Source organism: Streptomyces hygroscopicus subsp. hygroscopicus, assembly GCF_030269125.1.
Taxonomy (GTDB): domain Bacteria; phylum Actinomycetota; class Actinomycetes; order Streptomycetales; family Streptomycetaceae; genus Streptomyces; species Streptomyces hygroscopicus_C.
Map to the genome: position 1 here is coordinate 66,129 of NZ_BSSM01000016.1, position 22,637 is coordinate 88,765.

Below are 22,637 nucleotides of genomic sequence, written 5' to 3' on the forward strand. Positions count from 1 at the left end.
ACGCGGCGTCCATGTCCGTCACGGGGATGGCCTGGTCGGCGCTCCTGGTGTCCGTCGCGGTCCCGGCCGCCGTCCGCGCCCTGCGGCACTCCCCCCTGTGGAACCGGATCAGCGTGCCCGCGCCCCTCGCCCTGCCCCTGCTGGTCCTGACCCACGCCTGGGCGATCCTCGCCGGTCTCGCGGACCTGGGCCCACCGGGCGCCGCCCTCGTCACGGAATCCCTCCTGCCCGTCACCGCCGTCCTCTTCTGGCTCCCGGTGCTCACCCGCACCCGCCACCGCCTGGACGAGGGGGCCCGCTGCCTGTACCTCTTCCTCGCGGCCCCCCTCCTCGACCTGCCCGCGGTCGCCGTCATCGCCGCCGGCCACTCGGCGGCCGGCCTGGCCATGATCGTCGGCATGCTGCCCCTCGGCGGCGCGGCGGCGGCGCTCACGTGGTCCTGGGCCGACCGCGAGGAACGCGAGGCGCGGCGCCTCGCCCCGAACGCGTCCGGAGGCGATCCCCTTGCCCGTTGACCCGCGGGTCGTGGTGTTCGACGTCAACGAGACGCTCACCGACATGAGCCCGCTCGCCGAGCGCCTCACGGCCGCCGGCCTGCCCGGCCACCTCCTCGCCGCCTGGTTCGCGGGGGTGCTGCGCGACGGCGTGGCCCTGACCCTCGCCGGCGGATACGCGTCCTTCGCGGCCGTCGCCCGGGACGGACTGCGGGCACTGGCGGCCGAGGAGGGCCTCGGCGGCCGGGCCGCGGACCACATCCTGGCCGGTCTGGCGGAGTTGCCCCTGCACCCGGACGTGCCCGAGGGCGTACGAGCCCTGCGCGCGGCCGGGTTCCGGCTGCTCACCCTGACGAACGGCGCCGCCGACACCACCCGTGCCGTCCTCGACCGCGCCGGCCTGACCGGCCTGTTCGAGGCTCACCTGGATGTGGCCGCCCCGGCCCGCTGGAAACCGGCCCGCGAGGCCTACGCGCACGCGCTGGCCGCGGCGGCCGTGCCCGCCGCCGCGGCACTCCTGGTCTCGGTGCACCCCTGGGACCTCGACGGCGCCGCCCGCGCGGGCCTGGCCACCGCCTGGCTGTGCCGGGCCCCGCGGCCGTACCCCTCGGCCCAGCACCCCGCCGATGTGACCGCCTCCTCGCTGCCCGAGCTGGCGCGGAAGCTCAACCCGCCCGCCGGGTGAGCCTCTCCCGCTGCGGTACCACCGTGTACCGCGGGTCCTCCGCCGAGGCCACGCCCGCGTGGAAGACACCGAAGCGCAGGGCCGCCGAGCCGGTGAGCAGCGCGGCGCCGGCGGCCATCGCCACGCGGCGGTCTCTGCGGCGGCCGGAGAGGAGGGCCAGGCCGGCCCCCGCGACGGTCAGGGCCTCGGAGGCGCGCAGCAGGACGCGGGGCCGGCCCTGGTCGAACGGCTCGGCCGGCAGACCCATCCCGCGTTTCATCAGCTGGAAGGCGCCCAGCTCCAGTGCCGCGCCGAGCAGGGCCATCCGGCGGGCCGGGCCGGCCTGCGCGGTCGGGGCGGCGACCAGGGCCAGGCCGGAGGCCGCCGTCGCCGCGGAGCCCGCGAAGACGAAGGGCAGCCGGCGGTAGCCCTCGTGCCAGGAGGGGACCGCCGTGTCCGAGAGCAGGACCGCGGTGTAGGTGGCCACGGCGGGGCCGAGCACGGCCGCGGCCACCGTCGCGGCCGAGCCCACCAGCCGGTAGCGGCCCGCCACCTCGGTGGCCGCGGCGGCCACGGTCAGCGGCGCGTAGCCCACGAGGATCCAGGAGCCCACGCTCATCGGCGAGGTCGGCTTGAACACCCGCAGCATGTTCAGGAACCGGGCCGGGCGGCCCAGGTCGTGCACCAGCGCGGCGAGGGAGAGGGAGATGGCGCCGGCCGCTCCGAGCTTCGCCGGGGCCGCGAGCCCCGGTCGGCCCGTCAGCTGGCCGCCCGCCGCCAGCAGCGAGGAGGCCCCCGCCAGGCCGCCGAGGTACAGGTACCCGGCGATGTCCAGCGCCTTCCACGTCGGCTTGTTCAGCACGGGTCTGCCGTAGTACGACGAGAACGACGCGTCGGGCACCATCGGCTGCTCGCCCCGACCGCGCCGCCGCCTGCGCCGCCCCGCGTACGCCCCGGTCGGCGCCTCCCGGCCGGGCCGCTCGTCCCCGGCACCGCGCCGGGTGCCGTCCGGTCCGCTCATCACGCCCTCCTCGAACGACCGACGAATCCACCCACCGCGAGCCCTACCAGCGTCGCCGCCGCCAGTGCCGCGTGCCGCCACATGTCCGGCAGATCCCGGGTGGTGACCACCGGGTCCGGGGGCAGCCCGTAGACCTCGGGTTCGTCCAGCAGCAGGAAGAACGCGCCGTCGCCGCCGACCCCGTCCCGCGGGTCCTCGCCGTACAGCCGCGCGTCCGTCACCCCGGCCGCGTGCAGTTGCGCCACCCGGCCCCGCGCCCGCTCGCGCAGCTCGTCCAGCGGCCCGAACTGGATCGAGTCCGTCGGGCACGCCTTGGCACAGGCGGGCTCCATGCCGGCGCCCAGCCGGTCGTAGCACAGCGTGCACTTCCACACCCGGCCGTCGTCCTCGCGCTGGTCGATGACGCCGTAGGGGCAGGCGGGCACGCAGTAGCCGCAGCCGTTGCAGACGTCCTCCTGCACGACGACCGTCCCGAACTCGGTGCGGAACAGCGCGCCCGTGGGGCACACGTCCAGGCAGGCCGCGTGGGTGCAGTGCTTGCACACGTCCGAGGCCATCAGCCAGCGCAGCTCGGTGCGGCCGTCGGGGGAGAGCGGGGAGATCCGGCCGGCCGGTGCCCCCTCGGGGGCGTGTCCGGGCGGGGGAGCGGTGGCGCCGGGGCCCGGGGAGGCGGCGTCGGTGCCGAGCCGGGCCGCGGCCGCGAAGACGTCCGTGTCCTCGTGCCGGACGCCGGGCTCCTGCCCGCCGAACGGTTTGCGCTGCTCGACGAAGGCCACGTGGCGCCAGGTGTCGGCGCCCAGGCCCTGCGTGTTGTCGTAGGACATGCCGGTCAGTTCGAGGCCGTCCTCCGGTACCGCGTTCCACTCCTTGCAGGCCACCTCGCAGGCCTTGCAGCCGATGCACACCGAGGTGTCGGTGAAGAACCCCATCCGCGGCGGGGCGTCCGGGTAACCGGCCGCGCCGGCCACGTTCGGCTGGGGGCCGTACCACTGGTTCCCGTGGACCTCACGGCCGTCGCTCATGGCATGCCTCCTCGCTCACGACTCCCGTCCGGGTACCTCGTCGGGCGCCGCCCGTACCGCGGCCACCCGGTGCCGCTGCCACGGCGTGGCCGGCATCTCCACGCTCCGGGCGAAGTACCAGCGGCTCAGCGCGTTGCGCAGCCGGTGCCGGCGGAACCAGCGCCAGACCTCGGTGCCCTCGGCGCGCGGCCTCGGCACCTCGCGCACGAGGATGCGGTAGGCCCGCTCGCGGGACAGCAGGGTGTGCGCCTCCTCGTACCCGCCGCCCGCCGTGCGCCGCACCTCGCCGGTCGCCTCGCCGTCCGACAGCCGCTGCCGGTCCGACGCCTGGAGCCCGAGACAGGCCCTCTTGGTGGCGTGGTAGGTCAGGAACGGCACCACGAACAGCAGGGCGCGCAGCCACCGGGTCACGAAGTCCATCGGCAGCCCGAAGCGGTACGCCAGCACGTCCTGCCCGCCCGCCGTCAGCAGCACCCCGTACGCCGCGACGGCCGCCGCGCCGAGCGCGGTGCGGGTCGGCTGGTTGCGTGGCCGGTCGCACAGATGCCGCTCCGGCAGCGGGCCGGTGAGCCATCGCTCGAAGAACGGGAAGCCGTACAGGACGGCGAACAGCAGCGCGGGCAGCAGCACGCCCGGCAGCAGGACGTCCCAGACGATCGTGTGCCCGGCGACGTTCGTCTCCCAGCCCGGTATCAGCCGCAGCGCGCCCTCCAGATAGCCCACGTACCAGTCGGGCTGGGAGTCCAGCGAGACGTGGTCGGCGCGGTACGGACCGAAGGACCAGATCGGGTTGATCTGGAACAGCGCGCCCATGGCCACGAGGACGCCCGCTACCGCGAAGAACAGGCCCGCCGACTTCGCCGCGTACTGGGGGACGAGGGGCTTGCCGACCGCGTTCCGGTTGGTGCGGCCGGGCAGCGGCCACTGGGTGTGCTTGTGCACCACGACGTACGTCAGGTGCACGCCGAGCAGCGCCAGCAGCAGGCCCGGCACCAGCAGGACGTGCGTCACGTACAGCCGGGGGATGATCGCGTGCCCCGGGAACTGGCCGCCGAAGACGAAGAACGACAGGTACGTGCCGACGACCGGGATCGACAGCACGATGCCCTGCGCGGTGCGCAGTCCGGTGCCCGAGAGCAGGTCGTCGGGGAGCGAGTAGCCGCAGAAGCCCTCCAGCAGGGAGAACAGGAACAGTGTCACACCGACCGTCCAGTTCACCTCGCGGGGCCGCCGGAACGCCCCGGTGAAGAAGATCCGCAGCAGGTGCACCCCGATCGCGCCGACGAACACCAGCGCCGCCCAGTGGTGCGTCTGCCGCGTCAGCAGCCCGCCGCGCACCTCGAAGCTGATGCGCAGCACCGACGCGTACGCCTCGGTCGTCATGGTGCCGTGCAGCGGCGGATAGGGCCCGGAATACGGCCGTTCGGCCATGCCGGGGCGGAAGAAGAACGTCAGCCAGACCCCGGTGAGCACCAGCACCAGCAGGCTGTACAGCGCCAACTCGCCCAGCAGGAACGACCAGTGGTCCGGGAACGACTTGCGCAGGAACTCCTTGCCCGCGGCGGAGACCGGCAGGCGCTGGTCGAGCGCCCGCACCAGACGCCCGCCGCGTCCCGCGCGCCGGGACGACCGCCGCTGTTCCGACACCGCCACTGCGTGCTCGCCCTCCGCCCGGTGCTGGGTCGTTCACTCTCGGTGCTCCCCTTCGAGCGTGGCACGGGTGCCCGCGCTCCGCGCGTCCGAAACGGACCCCGGCCGCCGCGCGGGTGCCGTTTGCGCGGGTGGGCGCGGGGCTACCCGGGCGGCCGGAGGAGTGGGCCGCGCGCGAGGAGGGCACCGTGGGAAACATGGCCGAGGTCGTGGCCGCCCGGCTGCGGGGCGCGGGCGTGGACCGGGTGTACGGCGTGCCGGGCCCGGCGCTCGACCCGTTGCTCCGCGCGCTCGGAGCCCCTTGGTTCGTGCAGGCGCGCGGGGCGGAGTCCGCCGCCCTCATGGCGTGCGCGCACGCCAAGCTCACCGGCCGCCTCGGCTGCTGCCTCGCCCCGCCCGGCGCGGGCGTGCTGCGGCTGCTGGGCGGCCTGTACGACGCGGCGGCCGACCGGGCGCCGGTGCTCGCCCTGGCGGGCCGTGCGGACGGGGACCCGGCCGTGCGGCATCTGTCGGAGGTGTCCGTGTTCTGCGAGCCGGTGTCCCGCCCGGAGCGACTGCCCGACGCCCTGGACCGGGCCGTGCGGGCCGCGCTCACCGAGCGGGGGGTCGCGAGTCTCGTCGTACCGCGTCATGTCCTGGAGGCCACGGCACCGAGCGGGCCGGCCGGTGACGGCGGCCCGGAGCCCGCGCGGTCACGAGGAGGGCCCGACGAGCGGCGTCTCCGCCGTGCCGCCGGCGTCCTGGCCGCGGGCCGCAGGCCCGCCGTGGTCCTGGGCAACGCCGGGCGCGCGGCGGCGGCGCAGGCGGCGGGCGTGGCCTCGCTCCTCGGCGCCGGGGTGGCCGTCACCGCCCTCGCCCGGGACGCGCTGCCCGACGACCTGCCGTACCAGGCCGGCGTCGTGGGACGGCTCGGCAGCGCGGCCGCCGCCACGCTGCTGGAGGAGTGCGACACGCTGCTGCTCGTGGGGGCGGAGGACCTGGACCCCGTGGTGCTGCCCGCCCCCGGCCGCTGCCGGACCGTCGCGGTGGAACCGGAGGACTCCCCGCGCGCCGCGGCCGTACGGGCGGCCGGTGAGCCCTCTCCGGACGCCGCCGTCCGCGTGACCGGCGATCCCTCGGCGGCGCTCGAAGCGCTGATCCCGCTGCTGCGCCGGAGCACCGACCGCGCCTGGCGCGACCGCGTCGAGGACACGGTGCGGACCTGGCGGGCCGAGGGGCGGGCGAAGGCCGACCGCTACTTCGGCACCTCCGTGAACCCCCGCTCGGTCGTCGCCGAGCTGTCCGAGCGGCTGCCCGACCGGGCCGTGGTGGTCACCGACTCCGGGACCGCGCTCGACTGGTGGACCCGCCACCTCCGGCTGCGCAACGGGATGCGCTCCCTGCTGTCGGGACACCTGGGCCTGCCCGGCGCGGCCGTGCCCTACGCCGTCGCCGCCAAGTTCGCGGTCCCCGAACGGCCCGTGATCGCCCTCGTCGGCGACGGCGCCTTCCAGGGCGGCGGACTGAACGAACTCATCACCGTACGACGCCACCTGGCCTTCTTGAGTGGACTGCCGCCCCTCGTGTTCTGCGTCCTGAACAACGGCGACCTCAACCGGCTCACCTGGCAGCGCCGGGCCGCCGCCGGCGATCCGCTGATCCCGCTGTCCGCCGAGGTCCCGGCGATGCCCTACGCCGAGTGGGCCCGCCTCGCCGGGCTGCCCGCCGTGCGCTGCGACCGTCCCCGGCACGTCGCCTCCGTCTGGGCCGACGTGCTCACCCGCCCGGGGCCCGTGCTGCTGGAGTTCGTGGTGGACGCGGAGATCCCGCCGGACTGGGCGGCCGTCGCCACCTCAGCCGCCGTGGCGTGAGGCGGCGCGTTCGGTGACGAGCGGCACCGTGGCGGTGACCCGCTTGCCCTCGGGCAGCACCGTCACCTCCAGGTTCCGCGAGAGCATCGTCACCAGGTGCAGCCCGTGGCCGCCCACGCGCCCGGGATCGGGCGGGCGGGAACGCGGCGGTTGGGTGGAGGTGTCCGTCACGCAGATGCGCAGCGCGTGGGCGCCGGGTCCCAGTTCCAGGCTGAGGGCGCATGGGCCGGGGGCGTGTTTCTCCGCGTTGGTGACCAGTTCGCTCACGACGAGCTGCGCGTCCTGCACCGAGCGCCGGGCCGGCGCCGGGTGCGCCGAGGCGAGCAGGGCGGCCACGGCGTCGCGTGCGTCGGCGCTGCTGCACATGCCGGTGTCCCAGGTGCGGTCGTAGCGCGAGTCGCGCGTCCTCGCATGCGTCCTCATCGGGATGTCCATACTCGTCGCCCTTTTCCCTCCGGGTTCGGGGTCCCTTCCCGCGAGCGTGGGAACGTGCCGTCCTTGCCCGGATACCCGCTGGTCCGTCGATCAAGGGGACGTGCGCCGGGAATCCTCCGGTTGCGCACGGACCCCTGACGGGGAGGGGTGCCGACGTGACAACGGGCCCCGGGAATCCGCTCGGACGGACTCCCCGGGACCCGCTGCGATCGGTCGTCCGGGTCAGCGCCAGGGCCGACGGCGGGCCTCAGTGTTTGAAGGTGTCCTTCGCCTTCTCCTTGGCCTGCCGGGCGTCTCCGCGCGCGCCTTCCGCGCGACCCTCGGCCTCCATGCGCTCATTGCCGACGGCGCGGCCCATGGCCTCCTTCGCCTTGCCCTTGGCCTGCTCCGCCTTGCCCTTCGCCTTCTGGCTGCCAGCCATCGGAGTCTCACATCCCAACGTCTCGTGATGTCCGTTCGCCATTCGGTTTGCCACTGCGACGCCCCTCAAACCGATGAGCCGCCCTCTCTTGTCCGGGCCGGCACGGCCGCGGGCCCCGGGGTTCAGCGCTCGTGGCGCCGTCGCAGGGCGTGGCGGGCCACGAGCGCGAGGGCCAGGGCCGCGAGGGCCGCGAGGAAGTAGACCTCGTAGCGCTTGATGTCGGCGTAGACCTTGTCGATGTGGCTGCCCGCCAGGTAGGCGAGGGTGGTCCACAGGCCCACCCACAGGGCCGCGCCGAGGGCGTTGAAGGCGAGGAAGCGGCGCCAGTGCATGCCCGAGGTGCCCGCGACGATGCCGTTGGCCTGGCGCAGGCCCTCGATGAACCGGGCCACGGTCACGATCACGCCGCCGTGCCGGGCGAAGAACTGCTCCGCGGCCGCGAACCGTTTCGGCGTGAGGAAGACGTACCGCCCCCAGCGGTGCACGAAGGCGCGACCGCCGAAGTGCCCGATCAGATAGCCGATGTTGTCCCCGACCACGGCCGCGGCGAACGCGATGAGCGCCACCTTCACGATGTCCAGCTCACCCGCGCCCGCGTACACCCCGGCCGCGAGCAGGATCGTCTCGCCGGGAGCCGGGATGCCGAAGTCCTCGACGAGGATCACGGCACCCACGGCCCAGTAGCCGTAGTGGCCGAGCAGCGGCGCCAGATGAGCCAGCGGTCCCGGAAGCGGAGGGGCGGCCATGCCTCAACGGTACGGGCCCTCAGCGGAGCCGGCCCCCGGCGCCGGGGGCCGGCTGGCAACCGGGGCACAGCGCGTGTTCACCGTCGCGGGTGACGACGGTCCCCCAGCCGAGGCAGCGCTCGCAGTCGCGGGCGCGGCTCAGGTCCGGGTGGGGCGGCGGGATGTGACTGGGGCGGGCTGCGTGCACCATGCGGTGAGCGGCTCCTTGTGCTCGTAAGGGATCGGTAAGACTGTCCGAGTTGCCAGATTAAGTCTTATTTATCCCTGATTTCTGTGACGTGCGTCACATCGATCCGCTCAGTCGAGGTTTCCCAGCCGCGCGTCCCGCCACAGGTCGACGCCGCCGTCGGTGGCGTACGTGTCGATCTCGGTCAGCTCCTCGTCGGTGAAGTCGAGGTTCTCCAGCGCCGCCACGTTCTGCTCCAGCTGCTCCGTCCGGGAGGCGCCGATGACCAGGGAGGTCACCCGCTGGTCACGCAGCGCCCAGGCGAGCGCCAACTGGGCCAGGGTCTGTCCGCGTCGCGCGGCGATGTCGTTCAGGGCGCGCAGCCGGCGTCGCACGTCCTCGGTCAGCCAGGAGGAGTCGAACGACGTTCCGCGCGCCGCCCGCGAGTCCCCGGGGACCCCGTCCAGGTAGCGGCCGGTCAGCAGCCCCTGGGCGAGCGCCGTGAAACCGATGACGCCGAAGCCCTCCTCCTGTGCCACGTCCAGCAGGCCGTCGGTCTCGATCCAGCGGTTGAACATGTTGTACGACGGCTGGTGGATCAGCAGCGGGGTGCCGAGGTCGCGCAGGATCGCGGCGGCCTGCCGGGTGCGCTCCGCGTCGTAGGAGGAGATGCCGACGTACAGCGCCTTGCCCTGGCGCACGGCCGTGTCGAGGGCGCCCATCGTCTCCTCCAGTGGCGTGCTCGCGTCCAGCCGGTGGGAGTAGAAGATGTCCACGTAGTCCAGGCCCGTCCGGCGCAGCGACTGGTCCAGCGAGGCCAGCAGGTACTTGCGGGACCCGCCGCCCTGCCCGTAGGGGCCCGGCCACATGTCCCAGCCCGCCTTGGTGGAGATCACCATCTCGTCGCGGTAGGGCGCGAGGTCCCGCCGCATCAGCCGGCCGAAGTTGGCCTCCGCCGAGCCGTACGGGGGGCCGTAGTTGTTCGCCAGGTCGTGGTGGGTGATTCCGAGGTCGAAGGCGCGCAGGGCGATCTCGTGCTGGGTTTCGAAGGGGCGGTCGTCACCGAAGTTGTGCCAGTAGCCCAGGGACAGGACCGGCAGGTCCAGGCCCGAGCGGCCGGTGCGCCGGTAGCGCATGGCGCCGTCGTAGCGAGCGGGGTCCGCGACGTGGGTCATCGGGGGTTCTCCGGGTGGTGCGGTAGGGGTGCCCCCAGGGGCCTGAGGGGGTCTGTCCACCCTGCTCCGAGGTGATCCACAAGTCCAATTGCGCACCCGGATGGAATTGAGCAGGACGGTTTCTGAATGCGGCCGGGCCGGGGCGGGTTCCGCGGACTCCGTGCGGGGTCTGTCGGATCCTACGAACTTCGCCCGGGTCGGGTTACCGGCGTCCCGCGGCTCTGATAGGAAACTTTCCTACCAGTACTCGCACCGCCCTCGTACTGGTCCACTCGCCACCCCCCACCTTCACTTGGAGCCCCCGTGGCGCACACACACCGCGAGACAGCCCCCGCCCGCCTCTCTCGCCGCACCCTCGTCGCCGCCCTCGGCGCCGTGGCCGCCGGCGCCGCGTTCGGCGTCCAGCGCGCGACCACGGCGCAGGCTGCCCCCGCGCCCGGTCTCGACGACCCGGCCAAGAAGGAGATCGCGATGAAGCTGGTGTCGAGCGCGGAGAACTCCTCGCTCGACTGGAAGGCCCAGTACAAGTACATAGAGGACATCGGCGACGGCCGCGGCTACACCGCCGGCATCATCGGGTTCTGCTCCGGCACCGGCGACATGCTCGACCTCGTCACGCTCTACGCCGACCGCGAGCCCGGCAACGTCCTCGCCCGGTACCTGCCCGCCCTGCGCAGGGTGAACGGCACCGACTCGCACTCCGGCCTCGACCCCGACTTCCCCAAGGACTGGCGCAAGGCCGCGCGGGACACGGCGTTCCAGAGGTGCCAGGACGACGAACGCGACCGCGTGTACTTCGATCCCGCGGTCGCCCAGGGCAAGACCGACGGACTGCGCGCCCTCGGCCAGTTCTGCTACTACGACGCCATCGTCATGCACGGCGACGGCGGTGACCCCACCAGCTTCCGCAACATCAGGAAGCGCGCCCTGCGCACCGCCAAGCCGCCGGCGCGGGGCGGCGACGAGAAGACGTACCTCAACGCCTTCCTCGACGCCCGGGTATGGGCCATGAAGCAGGAGGAGGCCCACAGCGACACCACCCGCGTCGACACCGAACAGCGCGTCTTCCTGCGCAAGGGCAACCTCGACCTGAGGACCCCGCTCGACTGGAAGGTGTACGGCGACAGTTACCACATCGGCTGACGGCCGTCCTGGGCTACGAGGTCCGCGGCGGACCGGCGGGCGCGGGGGCCACGGCCCCCGCGGCGATCCCGGCGGCCTGCCGCGCCGTGACCCGCTGGATCACGGCGACCGCGAGCACGGCCGCCGCGCCGTAGAGGACCTCCGCCGCCACCTCCGCGGGCAGCGACCCGCCGACGCCGTACCAGGCGCATATCGGGGCGAACAAGGTGTGCGCCACCCAGGCCGCCCACCAGGCGTTCACCAGCGCGTCCGAACGTGCGGGGGCGCCGTCGCCGGGCGTGCTCGCGCGCAGCACGTCCCGCACCAGGACCCACGGCGCCCAGAGGTTGACCACGGGGATCAGCCAGGCGAGGACGCCCCAGGCCGGGGAGAACCCGTTCACCGTGCCGTGGGAGAGGAGGTGGGCGTTGCGCCGGCAGCGGGCGAACCACACCAGGAACACCGCGGCCGAAAGCACCATCCCCCACACGAGGACCGGCGTGAACCAGGCCCCCGCGGGCAACGCGTGCCGCGGCCGGGAGCCGACGGACACCGCCCGCGTCAAGTCGACGGCGACCACCGCCACCACGGCGACCTGCGCGCACCGAGCGGCGATCCAGGGGGCTTCGACGACGTGCAGGGGGGCGGGTGCGGTCACGGTGGCGGGCCTGTCTGTGAAGCGCCCCGCACGGGTGGCGGGGACGGCGCGGTGATCAGCGGATCATAAGGTGAGGCGCACTCGCGCGTCATGCTCCTGACGAGCAAAGATGGGCGGGAGCGAGCGACCGAAACCGACGCGGAGGAACGCACTCATGGCGCACGAGCGAGCCGGCCGGCCGGCCGGTCCCGAGGACCTTGTCGATGTGGCGAGGCTGGTCACGGCGTACTACGCGCTGCACCCGGACCCCGCCGACCCGGCGCAGCGGGTGGCCTTCGGGACCTCGGGGCACCGGGGCTCGTCCCTGGCGAGCGCCTTCAACGAGGACCACATCGCCGCCACCAGCCAGGCCATCTGCGAGTACCGGGCCCGACAGGGCGTCGACGGCCCGCTGTTCCTCGGCGCCGACACACACGCGCTGTCGGAGCCCGCGAAGGTCACCGCGCTGGAGGTGTTCGCCGCCAACGGGCTGACCGTGCTCATCGACAGCGCGGACGGCTACACGCCCACCCCCGCCGTCTCGCACGCCATCCTCACCCACAACCGGGGCCGTGCCACGGGGCTCGCGGACGGCGTCGTCGTCACCCCCTCGCACAACCCGCCCGCCGACGGCGGCTTCAAGTACAACCCGCCGAGCGGCGGTCCGGCCGCCTCCGACGCCACCTCCTGGATCCAGGACCGCGCCAACGAGATCATCACCGGCGGTCTGAAGGACGTACGACGGCTGCCGTACGCCCGCGCGCTCGCCGCCGACACCACCGGCCGCCACGACTTCCTCGGCACCTACGTCGGCGACCTGCCGAGCGTGCTGGACCTCGACGCCATCCGCGCGGCCGGGGTGCGCATCGGCGCCGACCCGCTCGGCGGCGCCTCCGTGGCCTACTGGGGCCGGATCGCCGAACAGCACCGCATCGACCTCACGGTGGTCAACCCGCACACCGACCCCACCTGGCGGTTCATGACGCTGGACTGGGACGGCCAGATCCGCATGGACTGCTCCTCGCCCTACGCGATGGCCTCGCTGATCGAGCAGCGCGCCACGTACCGCATCGCCACCGGCAACGACGCCGACGCCGACCGGCACGGCATCGTCACCCCGGACGCGGGACTGATGAACCCCAACCACTACCTCGCGGTCGCCATCGACTACCTCTACCGGCACCGCGAGCAGTGGTCCGCCGATGCGGGCGTCGGCAAGACCCTGGTGTCCTCCACGATGATCGACCGGGTCGCCGCCGACCTCGGCCGCCGCCTCGTCGAAGTGCCCGTCGGCTTCAAGTGGTTCGTGGACGGACTGATCGGCGGCGACCTCGGCTTCGGCGGCGAGGAGTCGGCCGGCGCCTCCTTCCTGCGCCGGGACGGCTCGGTGTGGACCACCGACAAGGACGGCATCATCCTCGCCCTGCTCGCCTCGGAGATCACCGCCGTCACGGACAGGACCCCGTCCGAGCACTACGCGGGCCTGACCGCCCGCTTCGGCGAGCCCGCCTACGCCCGCATCGACGCCCCCGCGACCCGCGAGGAGAAGGCCCTGCTCGGCAAGTTGTCGCCGGCCCAGGTCACCGCGGACACCCTCGCCGGGGAGCCGGTCACCGCCGTGCTCACCGAGGCGCCCGGCAACGGCGCCGCCATCGGCGGCATCAAGGTCACCACCGACAACGCCTGGTTCGCCGCGCGGCCCTCCGGCACCGAGGACGTCTACAAGGTGTACGCCGAGTCCTTCCTCGGCCCGGACCACCTGGCCCGGGTGCAGGACGAGGCGCGGGCGGTGGTGCGGAGCGCGCTGGGCGGCTGAGAGGCGGCCCGTACCCGGACGCGGTCCGCGGCGGCCTCCGGTACACCGTCGGAGGCCGCCGCGCCCGGATCAGTGGTGCCCGTGGTCCCCCGCGAGCCGGTCCACGACCGCCTGCGCCATCGCCTCCTCGCCCCGGGCGTTGGGGTGGGCCGGGGCCGCGGGCGCGGCCGGCTGGAGCGGCTCGATCCAGCGGTCCGCCGGCGCCTTGCACATGTCGTGCCCGATCGTCGGTCCGTACGTGTCCACGTACTCCGCACGGTTGCGGGCCGCCACCGTGCGCAGCATCAGGTCCAGCCGCTTCTCGGTGTCCCGCAGATAGGCGAAGTCACCCTGGGCGAAGGGGACCTGCGGGAAGCAGCCCACGCCGTCGTCGGGCAGCAGGTCGGGGTAGCCGACGACCACGACCCGGGCGTGCGGCGCCCGCGCGTGCACGGCCCGCAGCACCTCGGCGATCTTCGGCGCGGTCTGCCGCACCGCGAGCGCCAACCGGTCCTGCCCGGACGCCTCGTAGGCGCGCTCGCACGGGTTGCCCGTGGGGTCCTGGACACCGAGCCGGGCGCATGTGCCGATGATGGTGCCGAACCCCACGTCGTTGCCGCCGATCTGGACCGACACGAGGTCCGTGTCCCGTGACACGGCGTCGAGTTGGGGCGGGTTGCCGCCCTGGGCCTGCCACATCTGCGCGGTCGTCGCGCCCGAACAGCTGGCGTCCGTGAAGCTGCTCGCCCCCTCCCGTTGCGCCACCAGCGAGGGGTAGTCGTGGTCGGAGCGGGCGCAGTCGGCGTCCACCTGGGTGGGTATGCCGGGGCCCGAGGTGTAGGAGTCGCCGAGCGCCACGTAGTCGAGGCGGTGGCCGTGCCCCGCCGGATGCGCGGTGGCCGGTGCGGTGGACGCGGCGACCAGGGCGCAGCCGCCCACCGCCGCCGCCAGCACCGCGGCCCGCCGCCGGGCTCTCGCCCCGTCCGTCGTACGTCCGTCGTTCGTCATGGTTCCCCCTGGGACCGGTACACGGCGCGGACGGCGGCGCCATGGAGCGGCCCTCACGCGATCGACTGGGCCTGTATACCGTTCGGCAGGTCCCGCCGACCAGAAGCGGGAGCCCATGAGTTGGGGGGAGCGCGGCCGGGAGCCGCTGGTGGGGCGCGGTGCCGACGGCGGTGTGCGGCCCCGCGCCCCGGCGTCAGACGCCGGATGCCGCCGCCTCCTGGAGCAGCGAGTCGTCCTCCGGGCGAGCCCCGGACAGCCGGTGGCGTGCCGCGATCAGCGCCATGTCGACGTCCCGCGTGCCGGTGGCCACGCACAGCGTGTACGAGACGTCCGCGAGCCGCTGTCGCGCCCTCGGCGTGCTCTCCTCGGCGCCGAGCAGAGCGAGGGTCTCGTACTGGGCGATGAGGTCTTTCAGTACGGCGGGGTGTGCCATCAGCATGGGGTCGGCCTCCCTGGTGTGTCGCCGATGTACGAAGTCGCATGCGCGACTACCCCCGCCGGCGTCCGGCATGCCGCCCCGGTGGTCCCCTCCGTGCCGTCCGTGGCGTCCGTGGCGTCCATGCCTCCGTACCGGACAGGGAGACGGGTGCGTCACTCGGACGGGTGCTCTCCGGCCGCCGTGTGCCGGTCGCGCCCCCGTCGCCCTACTCCTTCGCTGATCATGCCCGTGTGAGTCTGCACACCCGAAGTGCCGTACCGCGCCGGGTCGTTCCGGCCGTGCTCGGCACCCTCAGTGTCCTGTCCCTGCTGTCCGCCCTGCCCGCCGCCGCGCAGCCCGCGCACGCGGGTGCCCGGCCCGCCGCGCCGCCGCCCCGGCCGGCCACGGCCGCCGAGGCGCGCACCGACGCCTATCTCCGCTCGGTCGAGGACCGGCCCGCGGCCCTGCGGGAGTTCTTCCGGCAGCTCCCCAAGGGCGGGGACCTGCACAACCACCTCTCCGGCGCGGTGAGCACGGACTACCTCATCGAACTGGCCGCCGAGGACGGCCTGTGCGTCGACACCGCGACGATGACCGCGGTCGCCCCGCCCTGTGGCGCCGGCACCCGCCCGGCCGCCGACGCCCGCACCGACCGCGCCTTCCACGACGCGATCGTGCGCGCCTGGTCGATGCAGGACTTCCCGCCCGACGAGAACGGGCACGACCACTTCTTCGACACCTTCGGCAAGTTCGGCGAGGTCACCTGGCGGCACCGGGGCAAGCTGCTCGCCCAGGTCGCCGACACCGTCGTCGCCAACAACCAGTCCTACCTGGAGACGATGGTCACCCCCGCCTCCGACGGCGCGAAGAAGCTCGCCGACGCGGTCGGCTGGGACGACGACCTCGCCGCCCTGCACCGCAAGCTGGTCGCGGGCGGCAGGCTGGACCGACTGGTCGCCGACGCCCGCGAGGAGGCCGACGGCGGCGACGCCGAGTTCCGCGCCACCGAGCACTGCGGCACCTCCGGCGCCCGGCCCGCCTGCGGGCTCACCGTCCGCTGGATTTCCCAGGCGTCCCGCGGCAGTTCACCGGTGCGGGTCTTCACCCAGCTGGACCTCGGCATGCGGCTCGCCGAGGCGGACCCGCGCTTCGTCGCCGTCAACCTGGTGCAGCCCGAGGACTGGGACAGCTCGCTGCGGAACTACAGCCTCCAGATGCGCATGGTCGGCTATCTGCGCACGCAGTACCCGAAGGCCCACGTCACCCTGCACGCGGGCGAGTTGTGGCCCGGACTGGTCAAGCCCGAGGCGCTGAAGTCCCACATCGAGGAGGCCGTCGACGTCGCGCACGCCCAGCGCGTCGGACACGGCGTGGACCTCGTGCACGAGGACGACTGGCAGCGCACGGCCCGCACCATGGCGGCCCGGCAGATCGCCGTGGAGGTGCCCTTCTCCAGCAACGCGCAGATCCTCGGCGTCAAGGGCGCGGAGCACCCCTTCACCACGTACCGCCGCTATGGCGTCCCGGTCGTCCTCGCCACCGACGACCCCGGCGTCTCGCGCATCGACATCAGCCACGAGTACCAGTACGCGGCCGCGACCTACGGCCTCGGCTACCCCGAGCTGAAGGACCTCGCCCGCGCCTCGCTCCAGTACGCCTTCCTGCCCGGCGCGAGCCTGTGGCAGGGCAACCCCACCGCCCAGGGCTACCACCCGGTCGCGGCCTGCCGCGCCGAACGCCCCGGGGAGCCCGTGCGGAGCGCCGCCTGCCGGCGGCTCCTCGACGGCAGCGCCAGGGCGCGACTGGAATGGCGCCAGGAGGCAGCTTTCACGGCGTTCGAGCGGGCGCACGCCCGGGGCTGACGTGAGGACCGCGCCGGTCCCGCACAGCGGTTCGGCGCGGCCCCTCGGCCCGCGGGGGTGCCTGCTCGGGAGCGCGGCCGCCGGGGCCGGCGGTCGTGCGACGGCGCGTCAACCGGCGGTGCGGCGGTGCCACCTCCGCGACGTCATCACAGCGCGTCACCTTCACCGGGCGACCGCCTTCGTCCGATCGCGCTCCGGGCCCTCCCGGCGGGACCGCCCGTCCGCCGGCGCACGGGCCGGGAGCCGCGCGGGCTCGGCGCGGCGCGGCGGTGCTCGACCCCGGCGTCCGTTCGGCGCCGGGGTACGTCCGGCTCGCGGACCTCACCGTCACGTTCGAGGGACACCGGTCAACGTGTGCCTCGGCGTTCACCCTGCCTTCCCGGGCCGCGCGCCGATCGGCCGGGCGGCTCCGCCGCCTCGTCCACGGCGTCCCTGCCGCCCCGCTCCCGCGCGGGGCGCACCGCGCGGGAGCGGGGACCGTGCTCTGCGGGCCGGTGACCGGTGAAGGCCCCCGACCCCTGGCGGCGCCGGCATCGGCACCGGTCCTCGCGGACGGTGTGCGAGGCTGGGCGTGATCAGTACGCGCACACCGGGGAGACCAGCACCGCCATGGCCGTCATCCATCACACCACCCTCACGCCGTCCAAGGTCGAACTGCTCGCCGAGTGGCTGCCCGGCCGTCCCTGGTACCGCGGCGGCCCCGGCACCCCGGCCCTGGAGAAGTCCGGCGGCTTCCGGCTGGACGACCCCGAGGGCGAGGTCGGCATCGAGATCATGGTCGCCACCGACACGACGAGCCCCGAGCGGACGGCCTACCTGGTGCCCCTGAGCTACCGCGGCGCGCCGCTCGAGGGCGCCGAGCACGCGCTCGTCGGCACCATGGAGCACGGCGTCCTGGGCAAGCGCTGGGCGTACGACGGGCTGTGCGACCCGGTGCTGGTCACCGAGCTGCTGCTGCTGATCGAGGGCAAGGCGCAGGCGATGGCCCAGAGCATCACGGACACCCCGGACCACGAGGTGACCCGCGCCCACACGGGCGGCGCGCTCCTTCTGGAGGGGTTCACCCCGGCTCCGGCCGACGGCCCGGAGGGTACCCGTGTGCCCACCCCGAACGGCACGGTCCTCCACGTCCACCGCGTCCTCGCCCCGACGACCGCCAACCCGCCGCTCCCGGCCGAGGGCGCCCTCGGCCACGTGGCCACGGGCTGGCCGGGCCCCGACGGAGACCGCCTGCGTGCCGTCCTGATGACGCTGCGCTCGGCCTGACCGCGACCGGCCGCCGCCCGCGACAGCCGGGTGGCGGCCGGAAGCCGCTCGCCCCGACGCCGTCCCCGAACCGGCCTCGGCTCCCGCTCTCGGCCGTCCGGGCCCCGCTCTCCGCTTCCGCCGCACCCCCGCTTCCGGACACTGGTTCCCGGCCCTTCCGTCCCCGGGGCGGCTCCCGATCGGCTTGTCGGTTCCGGCTATCGTGGCCTCTCGGCTTGCTTCGGGCGGTGGTGGTCCGGCCGTTCCGTTTCTCGTTTCCGCCGTGCGGCCGTCTCGGGCCCGGTGTCTTCGCTCGGCCGTCGGTCCCGGTCGTTCCGCTCCGGTTCTTCGCCTGCGGGGCAGACCCTCGCGGCCGCCGGTCCCCGGCCGTCCCCGTCTCCGGGCTTCCGCTTGCCGACCGTCCCGACCTCGGCGCGGGCCAGGGCCGTTGCGACGGGATGCCTCCGGTGCGGGCCAGGGCCGTTGCGGACCAGATCCCGACTTCGGTGCGAGATAAGGCCGTTGCGACCGGGCCCCGGCCCTCGGTGTCGTCCCGGCCCTGGCCCCGGCTGCCGGTCCCCGGCCCTTCCACCCCCGGCTCGTGAGCCCCGGAGGTACCAGCGCCTGCTCCAGGGCGCGCCCCTTCCCCGGCCGAACCGGCGGAGCCGTCTGGCATGGACGGGTCAAATCTGGCACTCTTTCGGCAGTCGTCGCCCCGGCCCCAGCGGGTGCGACCGGTTGCTCAGCACAGCGCTCGCGCAAGCCCCATCCGCGGCCGCCCCGGCGCACCCCTGCCGGCCGGGCGGTCGTCGAGCAGGCCGGGACCCCGGCCGCCGCAAAGGAGTAGCGTGTGAGACCGACCCCCCACAAGGCCGCAGGCGTAGCCGCGCTCACCGCCGCCGCACTGGCCGCCTTCTTCCTCCCCGCCGTCCCCGCCGCCGCGCACACCGCCCCCGCGTCCGCTGCCGCCGCCCGCACCGCCCCCGTGTCCGCCGCGGCCGACTGCACCCCCGCCCAGGTCGTCACCGACGGCGGCTTCGAGAACGGCAGTCCGGCGTGGACACCGTCCGCGTCGACCGTGATCACCAACCGCACCGGGCAGAGCCCCCACGGCGGCAGCTGGTACGCCTGGCTGGACGGCACCGGACAGACGCACACCGACACCCTCAGCCAGAGCGTCACCATCCCGAGTGGCTGCGCCACCGCGACCCTCACCTTCTGGCTGCACGTCGACACCGCCGAGACGACGTCCGGCACGGCCTACGACAAGCTGACCGCCAAGATCGGCGGCACCACCCTGGCCAGCTGGTCCAACCTGGACAAGAACAGCGGCTACGCGCAGAAGTCGTTCGACGTGTCGTCCTTCGCCGGGCAGACGGTGACCCTGTCCTTCACCGGCACCGAGGACTCCAGCCTCCAGACCAGCTTCGTGCTGGACGACATCGCCCTCGACACCTCCGGCGGCACCACGCCCCCGCCCACCGACACCACCCGCACCCCCGCCGCCCCCTCGTACACCGTGAACCTCAGCAGCGACGCGAGCGGCACCACCTGGACCGGCCACGAGAGCGCGACGTTCACCAACGCCTCCGCCACCGCGCTGAACGAGGTCTACCTGCGGCTGTGGGACAACTACCACGGCACCTGCGACGCGATGCCCATCAAGGTAGGCAACGTCACCGGCGGCACCGCCGGCGACCTCTCCGTGGCCTGCACCGCCCTGAAGATCACCCTGCCGGCCCCGCTCGCCCAGGGCCAGAGCGCCACCATCGGCTTCGACCTCGGCATCACCGTGCCGAGCGGCGCCGACCGCTTCGGGCACGACGGCGCGTACAACTTCATCGGCAACGCGCTGCCCGTCCTCGCCGTCCGGGACGGCACGGGCTGGCACCTGGATCCGTACACGGACAACGGCGAGGCGTTCTACTCCCTGGCCGCCGACTTCAAGGTCACCCTCGACCACCCGAGCAGCCTGCTGGTCCCGGCCACCGGCACCTCCACCGACACCCCCGGCACGAGCGGTCGCACCGTCACCACCGCCACCGCCTCCCAGGTCCGTGACTTCGCCTGGGCCGCCGGGCCCTTCACCAAGATCTCCGGCACCTCGCCGGCCGGCGTCGCGGTGAACGTCTACTCCGTCTCCGGCATCAGCTCGACCAGCGCCCAGTCGATGCTCAGCACCGCCAAGTCGGCCGTCGACGCCCACGCCGCCCGCTTCGGCGCCTACCCGTACGGCGAACTCGACGCGGTCCTCGACAACAACTTCTGGTTCGGTGGGATGGAGTACCCCGGCTTCGTCCTCGACCTGGTCAGCAGCACCGCGCTCACCCATGAGATCGCCCACCAGTGGTGGTACGGCATCGTCGGCGACGACGAGTACAACAACCCCTGGCTGGACGAGTCGTTCGCCGACTACTCGACCGACCTCGCCCAGGGCAACACGGGCACCAACTGCTGGAGCGGCGTCTCCTGGGCCTCCAGCACGGAGAAGATCACCAACTCGATGGCCTACTGGGACGCCCACTCCTCCCGCTACTCCACCGTGGTCTACGGCTACGGCAAATGCGCGCTGCACGACCTCCGGCGCCTCATCGGTGACACCGCCATGGCCAAGCTGCTGAAGGACTACGCGACCGCGCACTGGTACGGCGTGTCCACCACGGCCGACTTCAAGGCCGCGGCCCAGGCCGCCACCAGCACGGACCTGACCTCCTTCTGGACCCAGCACCGCATCGACGGCTGACGGGCGCCGGCCGGCCGCGGGCCCTCGCTCCCGGCCGGCCGGTGGCCACCCGGATGGCCCAACCCGGCCGGTAGCCGCCTTCGTTGGGCGGAACCCGGAGTGCGCCGCGGCCCGATGCCGGGTCAGATGGAAGCCGTGCGAAGCTCGATACCCCTCATTCGGGGCCGCTCACGCCTGACCGTCACCGGCGTGCTGACCGGCCTCCTCCTCACCCTGTCGGTCCCGGCGGCCGTGCCCCGAGGCGGCGCCGTGACCCCCGAGCGGGGCAGTGCCTACATGGGCATGGGCGTCCTCGCCCACGACGGTTCCGCCGCCGGCACCGCCACCGACTCGCTCTCCGACTCCCGCACCGGCCAGACCGAGGGCGTGGACGTCTCCAGCTACCAGCGCGACGTCGCCTGGTCGACCCTGTACGACAGCGGGGTGCGCTGGGCGTACGCCAAGGCCACGGAAGGGACGTCGTACGAGAACGCCTACTTCACCCAGCAGTACACCGGCTCCTCCGACGTCGGCATCGTGCGCGGCGCCTACCACTTCGCCACCCCCGACACCACCGGCGGCGCCGCCCAGGCGGACTACTTCGTGGACCACGGCGGTGGCTGGTCGGCGGACGGCAGGACGCTGCCCGGGGTCCTCGACATCGAGTGGAACCCGTACGGCGGCGACTGCTACGGCAAGTCGAAGAGCCAGATGGTCACCTGGATCGGTGACTTCCTCGACCGCTACAAGGTCCGCACCGGCCGCGCCGCCGTGATCTACACGGCCACCAACTGGTGGACCAAGTGCACGGGGAACTACGCCGGGTTCGGCAGCAGTCCGCTGTGGATCGCCCGCTACGCCTCGACGGTGGGCACCCTCCCGGCGGGCTGGGCGTACTACACGATGTGGCAGTACACCTCCACCGGCAAGACGGTGGGCGACCACGACCGCTTCAACGGCGGCAAGGAGCAGCTCGACACCTTCGCCGCCGGCTGACCCCACTACCCTGGGCCCGGCGTGCCGCGCCCCGGTGGCCGTCGACCAGGGGGAGGCCCGATGGCGTTCGGCGCGCACGATCTGCTGCCCGGCGAGGCCGTGCGGCTCGGCAAGAACGCGAACGCCGTCGTCTCGGTGGACGCGGCGGGGCTGAGCCGGTTCGTCTTCGACCGGTTGATGTGGACGGTCGGCATGGCGGGCAAGGAGGCGATCGGCGGCAAGCTGCACGTCACCGATCACCGGCTCGTCTTCGACGCCCACCCGGCCAACCGTCTGCGCGGCCGGTTCAGCGTCTTCCTGCCCCTGATCACGGACGTCCGGGACACCTCGCGCGGCATCAGGAAGCAGATCCAGGTCTCCACGGGGACCCAGCGGTTCACCTTCGTCGTCCGGGGCGTCCCTCGGCTGATCGCGACCATCGACCACGTGCGGCGCGCGGTCACCCCGGAGCAGGCCCGCCGGCTGGCCGGCGCCGCGCTCGCCGACTACGCCCGGGTGGGCGAGGGCCTGCGGATCGCGTCGGGCGTCGAGGCCGCCAACGTCGCCCTGCGCGAGGCCCTGTCGGCCGTCCACGCCCTCCGCTCCGCCATCACCCCCTCCCTGAACGCCGTCGAGCCGGCGGGCGCCCTGGGCCTGCTGGAACTCCTCGACCGCCTGGAACGGGACGCCGAGTAGGCTCGCGACGTGGCGCGCGTCGAGATCCTCCAGCTGCTGGTCTCCCCGGTGCACCGGCTGGCGGGCCGGCCGGGCGACGGCGTACCCGAGCTGCCGGCCGACGAACTGGTGGAGCGGGCGGAGGTGCGCGCGGGGCTCGGCATCGTCGGCGACCGGTACTTCAACCGGCCCGCGCACCGCAATGCCTCGATCACCCTCATGGCCGCCGAACGGCTGCCGCGTACGGGCCCGCCGGAACCGGGTCTGCTGCTCACCCGGCGCAATGTCCTGCTGTGCGGCGTCGACATCGACGCCCACATCGGCGCGACGGTCTTCCTCGACTGCGGCGCCGGACGGGTGGAGCTGGAGGTGCGCGGTGCGGCGCGGCCCTGCGCCTGGATGGAGGTCACCCTCGGCCCCGGGGCCCAGCGGGCGCTGCGCGGCGGCGGGGGAGTGCGGTGCCGCCCCGTGAGCGACGGTGTGCTCGCGGTGGGGGACGCCGAGTTCGGGGTGGTGCGGGCCGCGGGGGCGTGA

Annotated in this window: 22 protein-coding genes; 11 read left to right on the forward strand and 11 right to left on the reverse strand. The window is 73.9% G+C overall.

Annotated elements, in window-relative coordinates:
• The first annotated feature begins 11 nt into the window (after window positions 1-11).
• Together QSK45_RS29670 and QSK45_RS29675 are read left to right on the forward strand one after the other, a co-directional pair.
• Window positions 12-515, forward strand: a complete 504-nt coding sequence (locus tag QSK45_RS29670; protein WP_285561964.1) for a hypothetical protein — start codon at window positions 12-14, stop codon at window positions 513-515.
• On the forward strand, window positions 505-1,179 hold the full coding sequence (locus QSK45_RS29675; protein ID WP_285561965.1) for a haloacid dehalogenase type II: 675 nt from the start codon (window positions 505-507) through the stop codon (window positions 1,177-1,179). Before QSK45_RS29670 ends, QSK45_RS29675 begins: the two co-directional genes overlap by 11 nt.
• Here QSK45_RS29675 and nrfD read toward each other — a convergent pair.
• From nrfD to qcrB, 3 genes are read right to left on the reverse strand one after another with little or no spacing between them, the layout of a single operon-like run.
• Window positions 1,160-2,179 carry an NrfD/PsrC family molybdoenzyme membrane anchor subunit gene (gene nrfD / locus QSK45_RS29680; RefSeq protein WP_285561966.1) on the reverse strand — a complete coding sequence of 340 codons (1,020 nt, stop codon included), beginning with the start codon at window positions 2,177-2,179 and terminating at the stop codon, window positions 1,160-1,162. The genes QSK45_RS29675 and nrfD overlap by 20 nt on opposite strands.
• Window positions 2,179-3,201 carry a 4Fe-4S dicluster domain-containing protein gene (locus QSK45_RS29685; RefSeq protein WP_285561967.1) on the reverse strand — a complete coding sequence of 341 codons (1,023 nt, stop codon included), beginning with the start codon at window positions 3,199-3,201 and terminating at the stop codon, window positions 2,179-2,181. Before QSK45_RS29685 ends, nrfD begins: the two co-directional genes overlap by 1 nt.
• Window positions 3,202-3,216: 15 nt before the next feature.
• A complete protein-coding gene (qcrB, locus tag QSK45_RS29690; RefSeq protein ID WP_285561968.1) occupies window positions 3,217-4,848 on the reverse strand; it encodes a cytochrome bc1 complex cytochrome b subunit in 1,632 nt (543 codons plus the stop codon).
• Window positions 4,849-5,048: 200 nt separating this feature from the next.
• Between qcrB and QSK45_RS29695 the strand changes: the two genes are divergently transcribed.
• Window positions 5,049-6,701, forward strand: coding sequence for a thiamine pyrophosphate-binding protein (locus QSK45_RS29695; protein ID WP_285561969.1), 1,653 nt, complete (start codon window positions 5,049-5,051; stop codon window positions 6,699-6,701).
• Here the strand turns inward: QSK45_RS29695 and QSK45_RS29700 are convergent.
• The 5 genes from QSK45_RS29700 to mgrA form a co-directional block, all read right to left on the reverse strand.
• A complete protein-coding gene (locus tag QSK45_RS29700; RefSeq protein ID WP_285561970.1) occupies window positions 6,684-7,124 on the reverse strand; it encodes an ATP-binding protein in 441 nt (146 codons plus the stop codon). The genes QSK45_RS29695 and QSK45_RS29700 overlap by 18 nt on opposite strands.
• 259 nt (window positions 7,125-7,383) lie before the next feature.
• Window positions 7,384-7,557, reverse strand: a complete 174-nt coding sequence (locus QSK45_RS29705) for a CsbD family protein (protein ID WP_285561971.1) — start codon at window positions 7,555-7,557, stop codon at window positions 7,384-7,386.
• 122 nt (window positions 7,558-7,679) lie between these two features.
• Window positions 7,680-8,303: a DedA family protein gene (locus tag QSK45_RS29710; RefSeq protein ID WP_285561972.1), complete on the reverse strand. Its 624-nt coding sequence runs from the start codon at window positions 8,301-8,303 to the stop codon at window positions 7,680-7,682.
• A gap of 19 nt (window positions 8,304-8,322) precedes the next feature.
• Complete coding sequence (locus tag QSK45_RS29715) at window positions 8,323-8,493, reverse strand: hypothetical protein (RefSeq protein ID WP_285561973.1); 171 nt, start codon at window positions 8,491-8,493, stop codon at window positions 8,323-8,325.
• A 107-nt stretch (window positions 8,494-8,600) separates the two neighbouring features.
• On the reverse strand, window positions 8,601-9,644 hold the full coding sequence (gene mgrA, locus QSK45_RS29720; RefSeq protein WP_285561974.1) for an L-glyceraldehyde 3-phosphate reductase: 1,044 nt from the start codon (window positions 9,642-9,644) through the stop codon (window positions 8,601-8,603).
• Window positions 9,645-9,947: 303 nt separating this feature from the next.
• Between mgrA and QSK45_RS29725 the strand changes: the two genes are divergently transcribed.
• Complete coding sequence (locus tag QSK45_RS29725; RefSeq protein WP_285561975.1) at window positions 9,948-10,787, forward strand: chitosanase; 840 nt, start codon at window positions 9,948-9,950, stop codon at window positions 10,785-10,787.
• A gap of 13 nt (window positions 10,788-10,800) precedes the next feature.
• Here QSK45_RS29725 and QSK45_RS29730 read toward each other — a convergent pair whose 3' ends face one another.
• Window positions 10,801-11,424 carry a DUF4328 domain-containing protein gene (locus tag QSK45_RS29730; RefSeq protein ID WP_285561976.1) on the reverse strand — a complete coding sequence of 208 codons (624 nt, stop codon included), beginning with the start codon at window positions 11,422-11,424 and terminating at the stop codon, window positions 10,801-10,803.
• 154 nt (window positions 11,425-11,578) lie between these two features.
• On the opposite strand from QSK45_RS29730, the gene pgm reads away from it, so the two are divergent.
• A complete protein-coding gene (pgm, locus tag QSK45_RS29735) occupies window positions 11,579-13,219 on the forward strand; it encodes a phosphoglucomutase (alpha-D-glucose-1,6-bisphosphate-dependent) (RefSeq protein ID WP_285561977.1) in 1,641 nt (546 codons plus the stop codon).
• A 69-nt stretch (window positions 13,220-13,288) separates the two neighbouring features.
• Here the strand turns inward: pgm and QSK45_RS29740 are convergent, their stop codons facing one another.
• A complete protein-coding gene (locus tag QSK45_RS29740; RefSeq protein WP_285561978.1) occupies window positions 13,289-14,206 on the reverse strand; it encodes an SGNH/GDSL hydrolase family protein in 918 nt (305 codons plus the stop codon).
• A 193-nt stretch (window positions 14,207-14,399) separates the two neighbouring features.
• Complete coding sequence (locus QSK45_RS29745; RefSeq protein WP_285561979.1) at window positions 14,400-14,645, reverse strand: DUF5133 domain-containing protein; 246 nt, start codon at window positions 14,643-14,645, stop codon at window positions 14,400-14,402.
• 230 nt (window positions 14,646-14,875) lie between these two features.
• On the opposite strand from QSK45_RS29745, the gene QSK45_RS29750 reads away from it, so the two are divergent.
• From QSK45_RS29750 to QSK45_RS29775, 6 genes are all read left to right on the forward strand, one after another.
• A complete protein-coding gene (locus QSK45_RS29750; protein ID WP_285561980.1) occupies window positions 14,876-16,486 on the forward strand; it encodes an adenosine deaminase family protein in 1,611 nt (536 codons plus the stop codon).
• A 609-nt stretch (window positions 16,487-17,095) separates the two neighbouring features.
• The gene (locus QSK45_RS29755; protein ID WP_285561981.1) at window positions 17,096-17,752 is read left to right on the forward strand and encodes a maltokinase N-terminal cap-like domain-containing protein; all 657 of its coding nucleotides are present in this window, start codon (window positions 17,096-17,098) and stop codon (window positions 17,750-17,752) included.
• An 829-nt stretch (window positions 17,753-18,581) separates the two neighbouring features.
• Window positions 18,582-20,474, forward strand: coding sequence for a M1 family aminopeptidase (locus QSK45_RS29760; RefSeq protein WP_285561982.1), 1,893 nt, complete (start codon window positions 18,582-18,584; stop codon window positions 20,472-20,474).
• Window positions 20,475-20,600: 126 nt separating this feature from the next.
• Window positions 20,601-21,449 (forward strand): lysozyme, encoded by an 849-nt coding sequence (locus tag QSK45_RS29765; protein ID WP_285561983.1) that lies wholly within the window; start codon window positions 20,601-20,603, stop codon window positions 21,447-21,449.
• 60 nt (window positions 21,450-21,509) lie between these two features.
• On the forward strand, window positions 21,510-22,124 hold the full coding sequence (locus QSK45_RS29770; protein ID WP_285561984.1) for a hypothetical protein: 615 nt from the start codon (window positions 21,510-21,512) through the stop codon (window positions 22,122-22,124).
• A 9-nt stretch (window positions 22,125-22,133) separates the two neighbouring features.
• Window positions 22,134-22,637, forward strand: a complete 504-nt coding sequence (locus tag QSK45_RS29775; protein ID WP_285561985.1) for a molybdenum cofactor biosysynthesis protein — start codon at window positions 22,134-22,136, stop codon at window positions 22,635-22,637.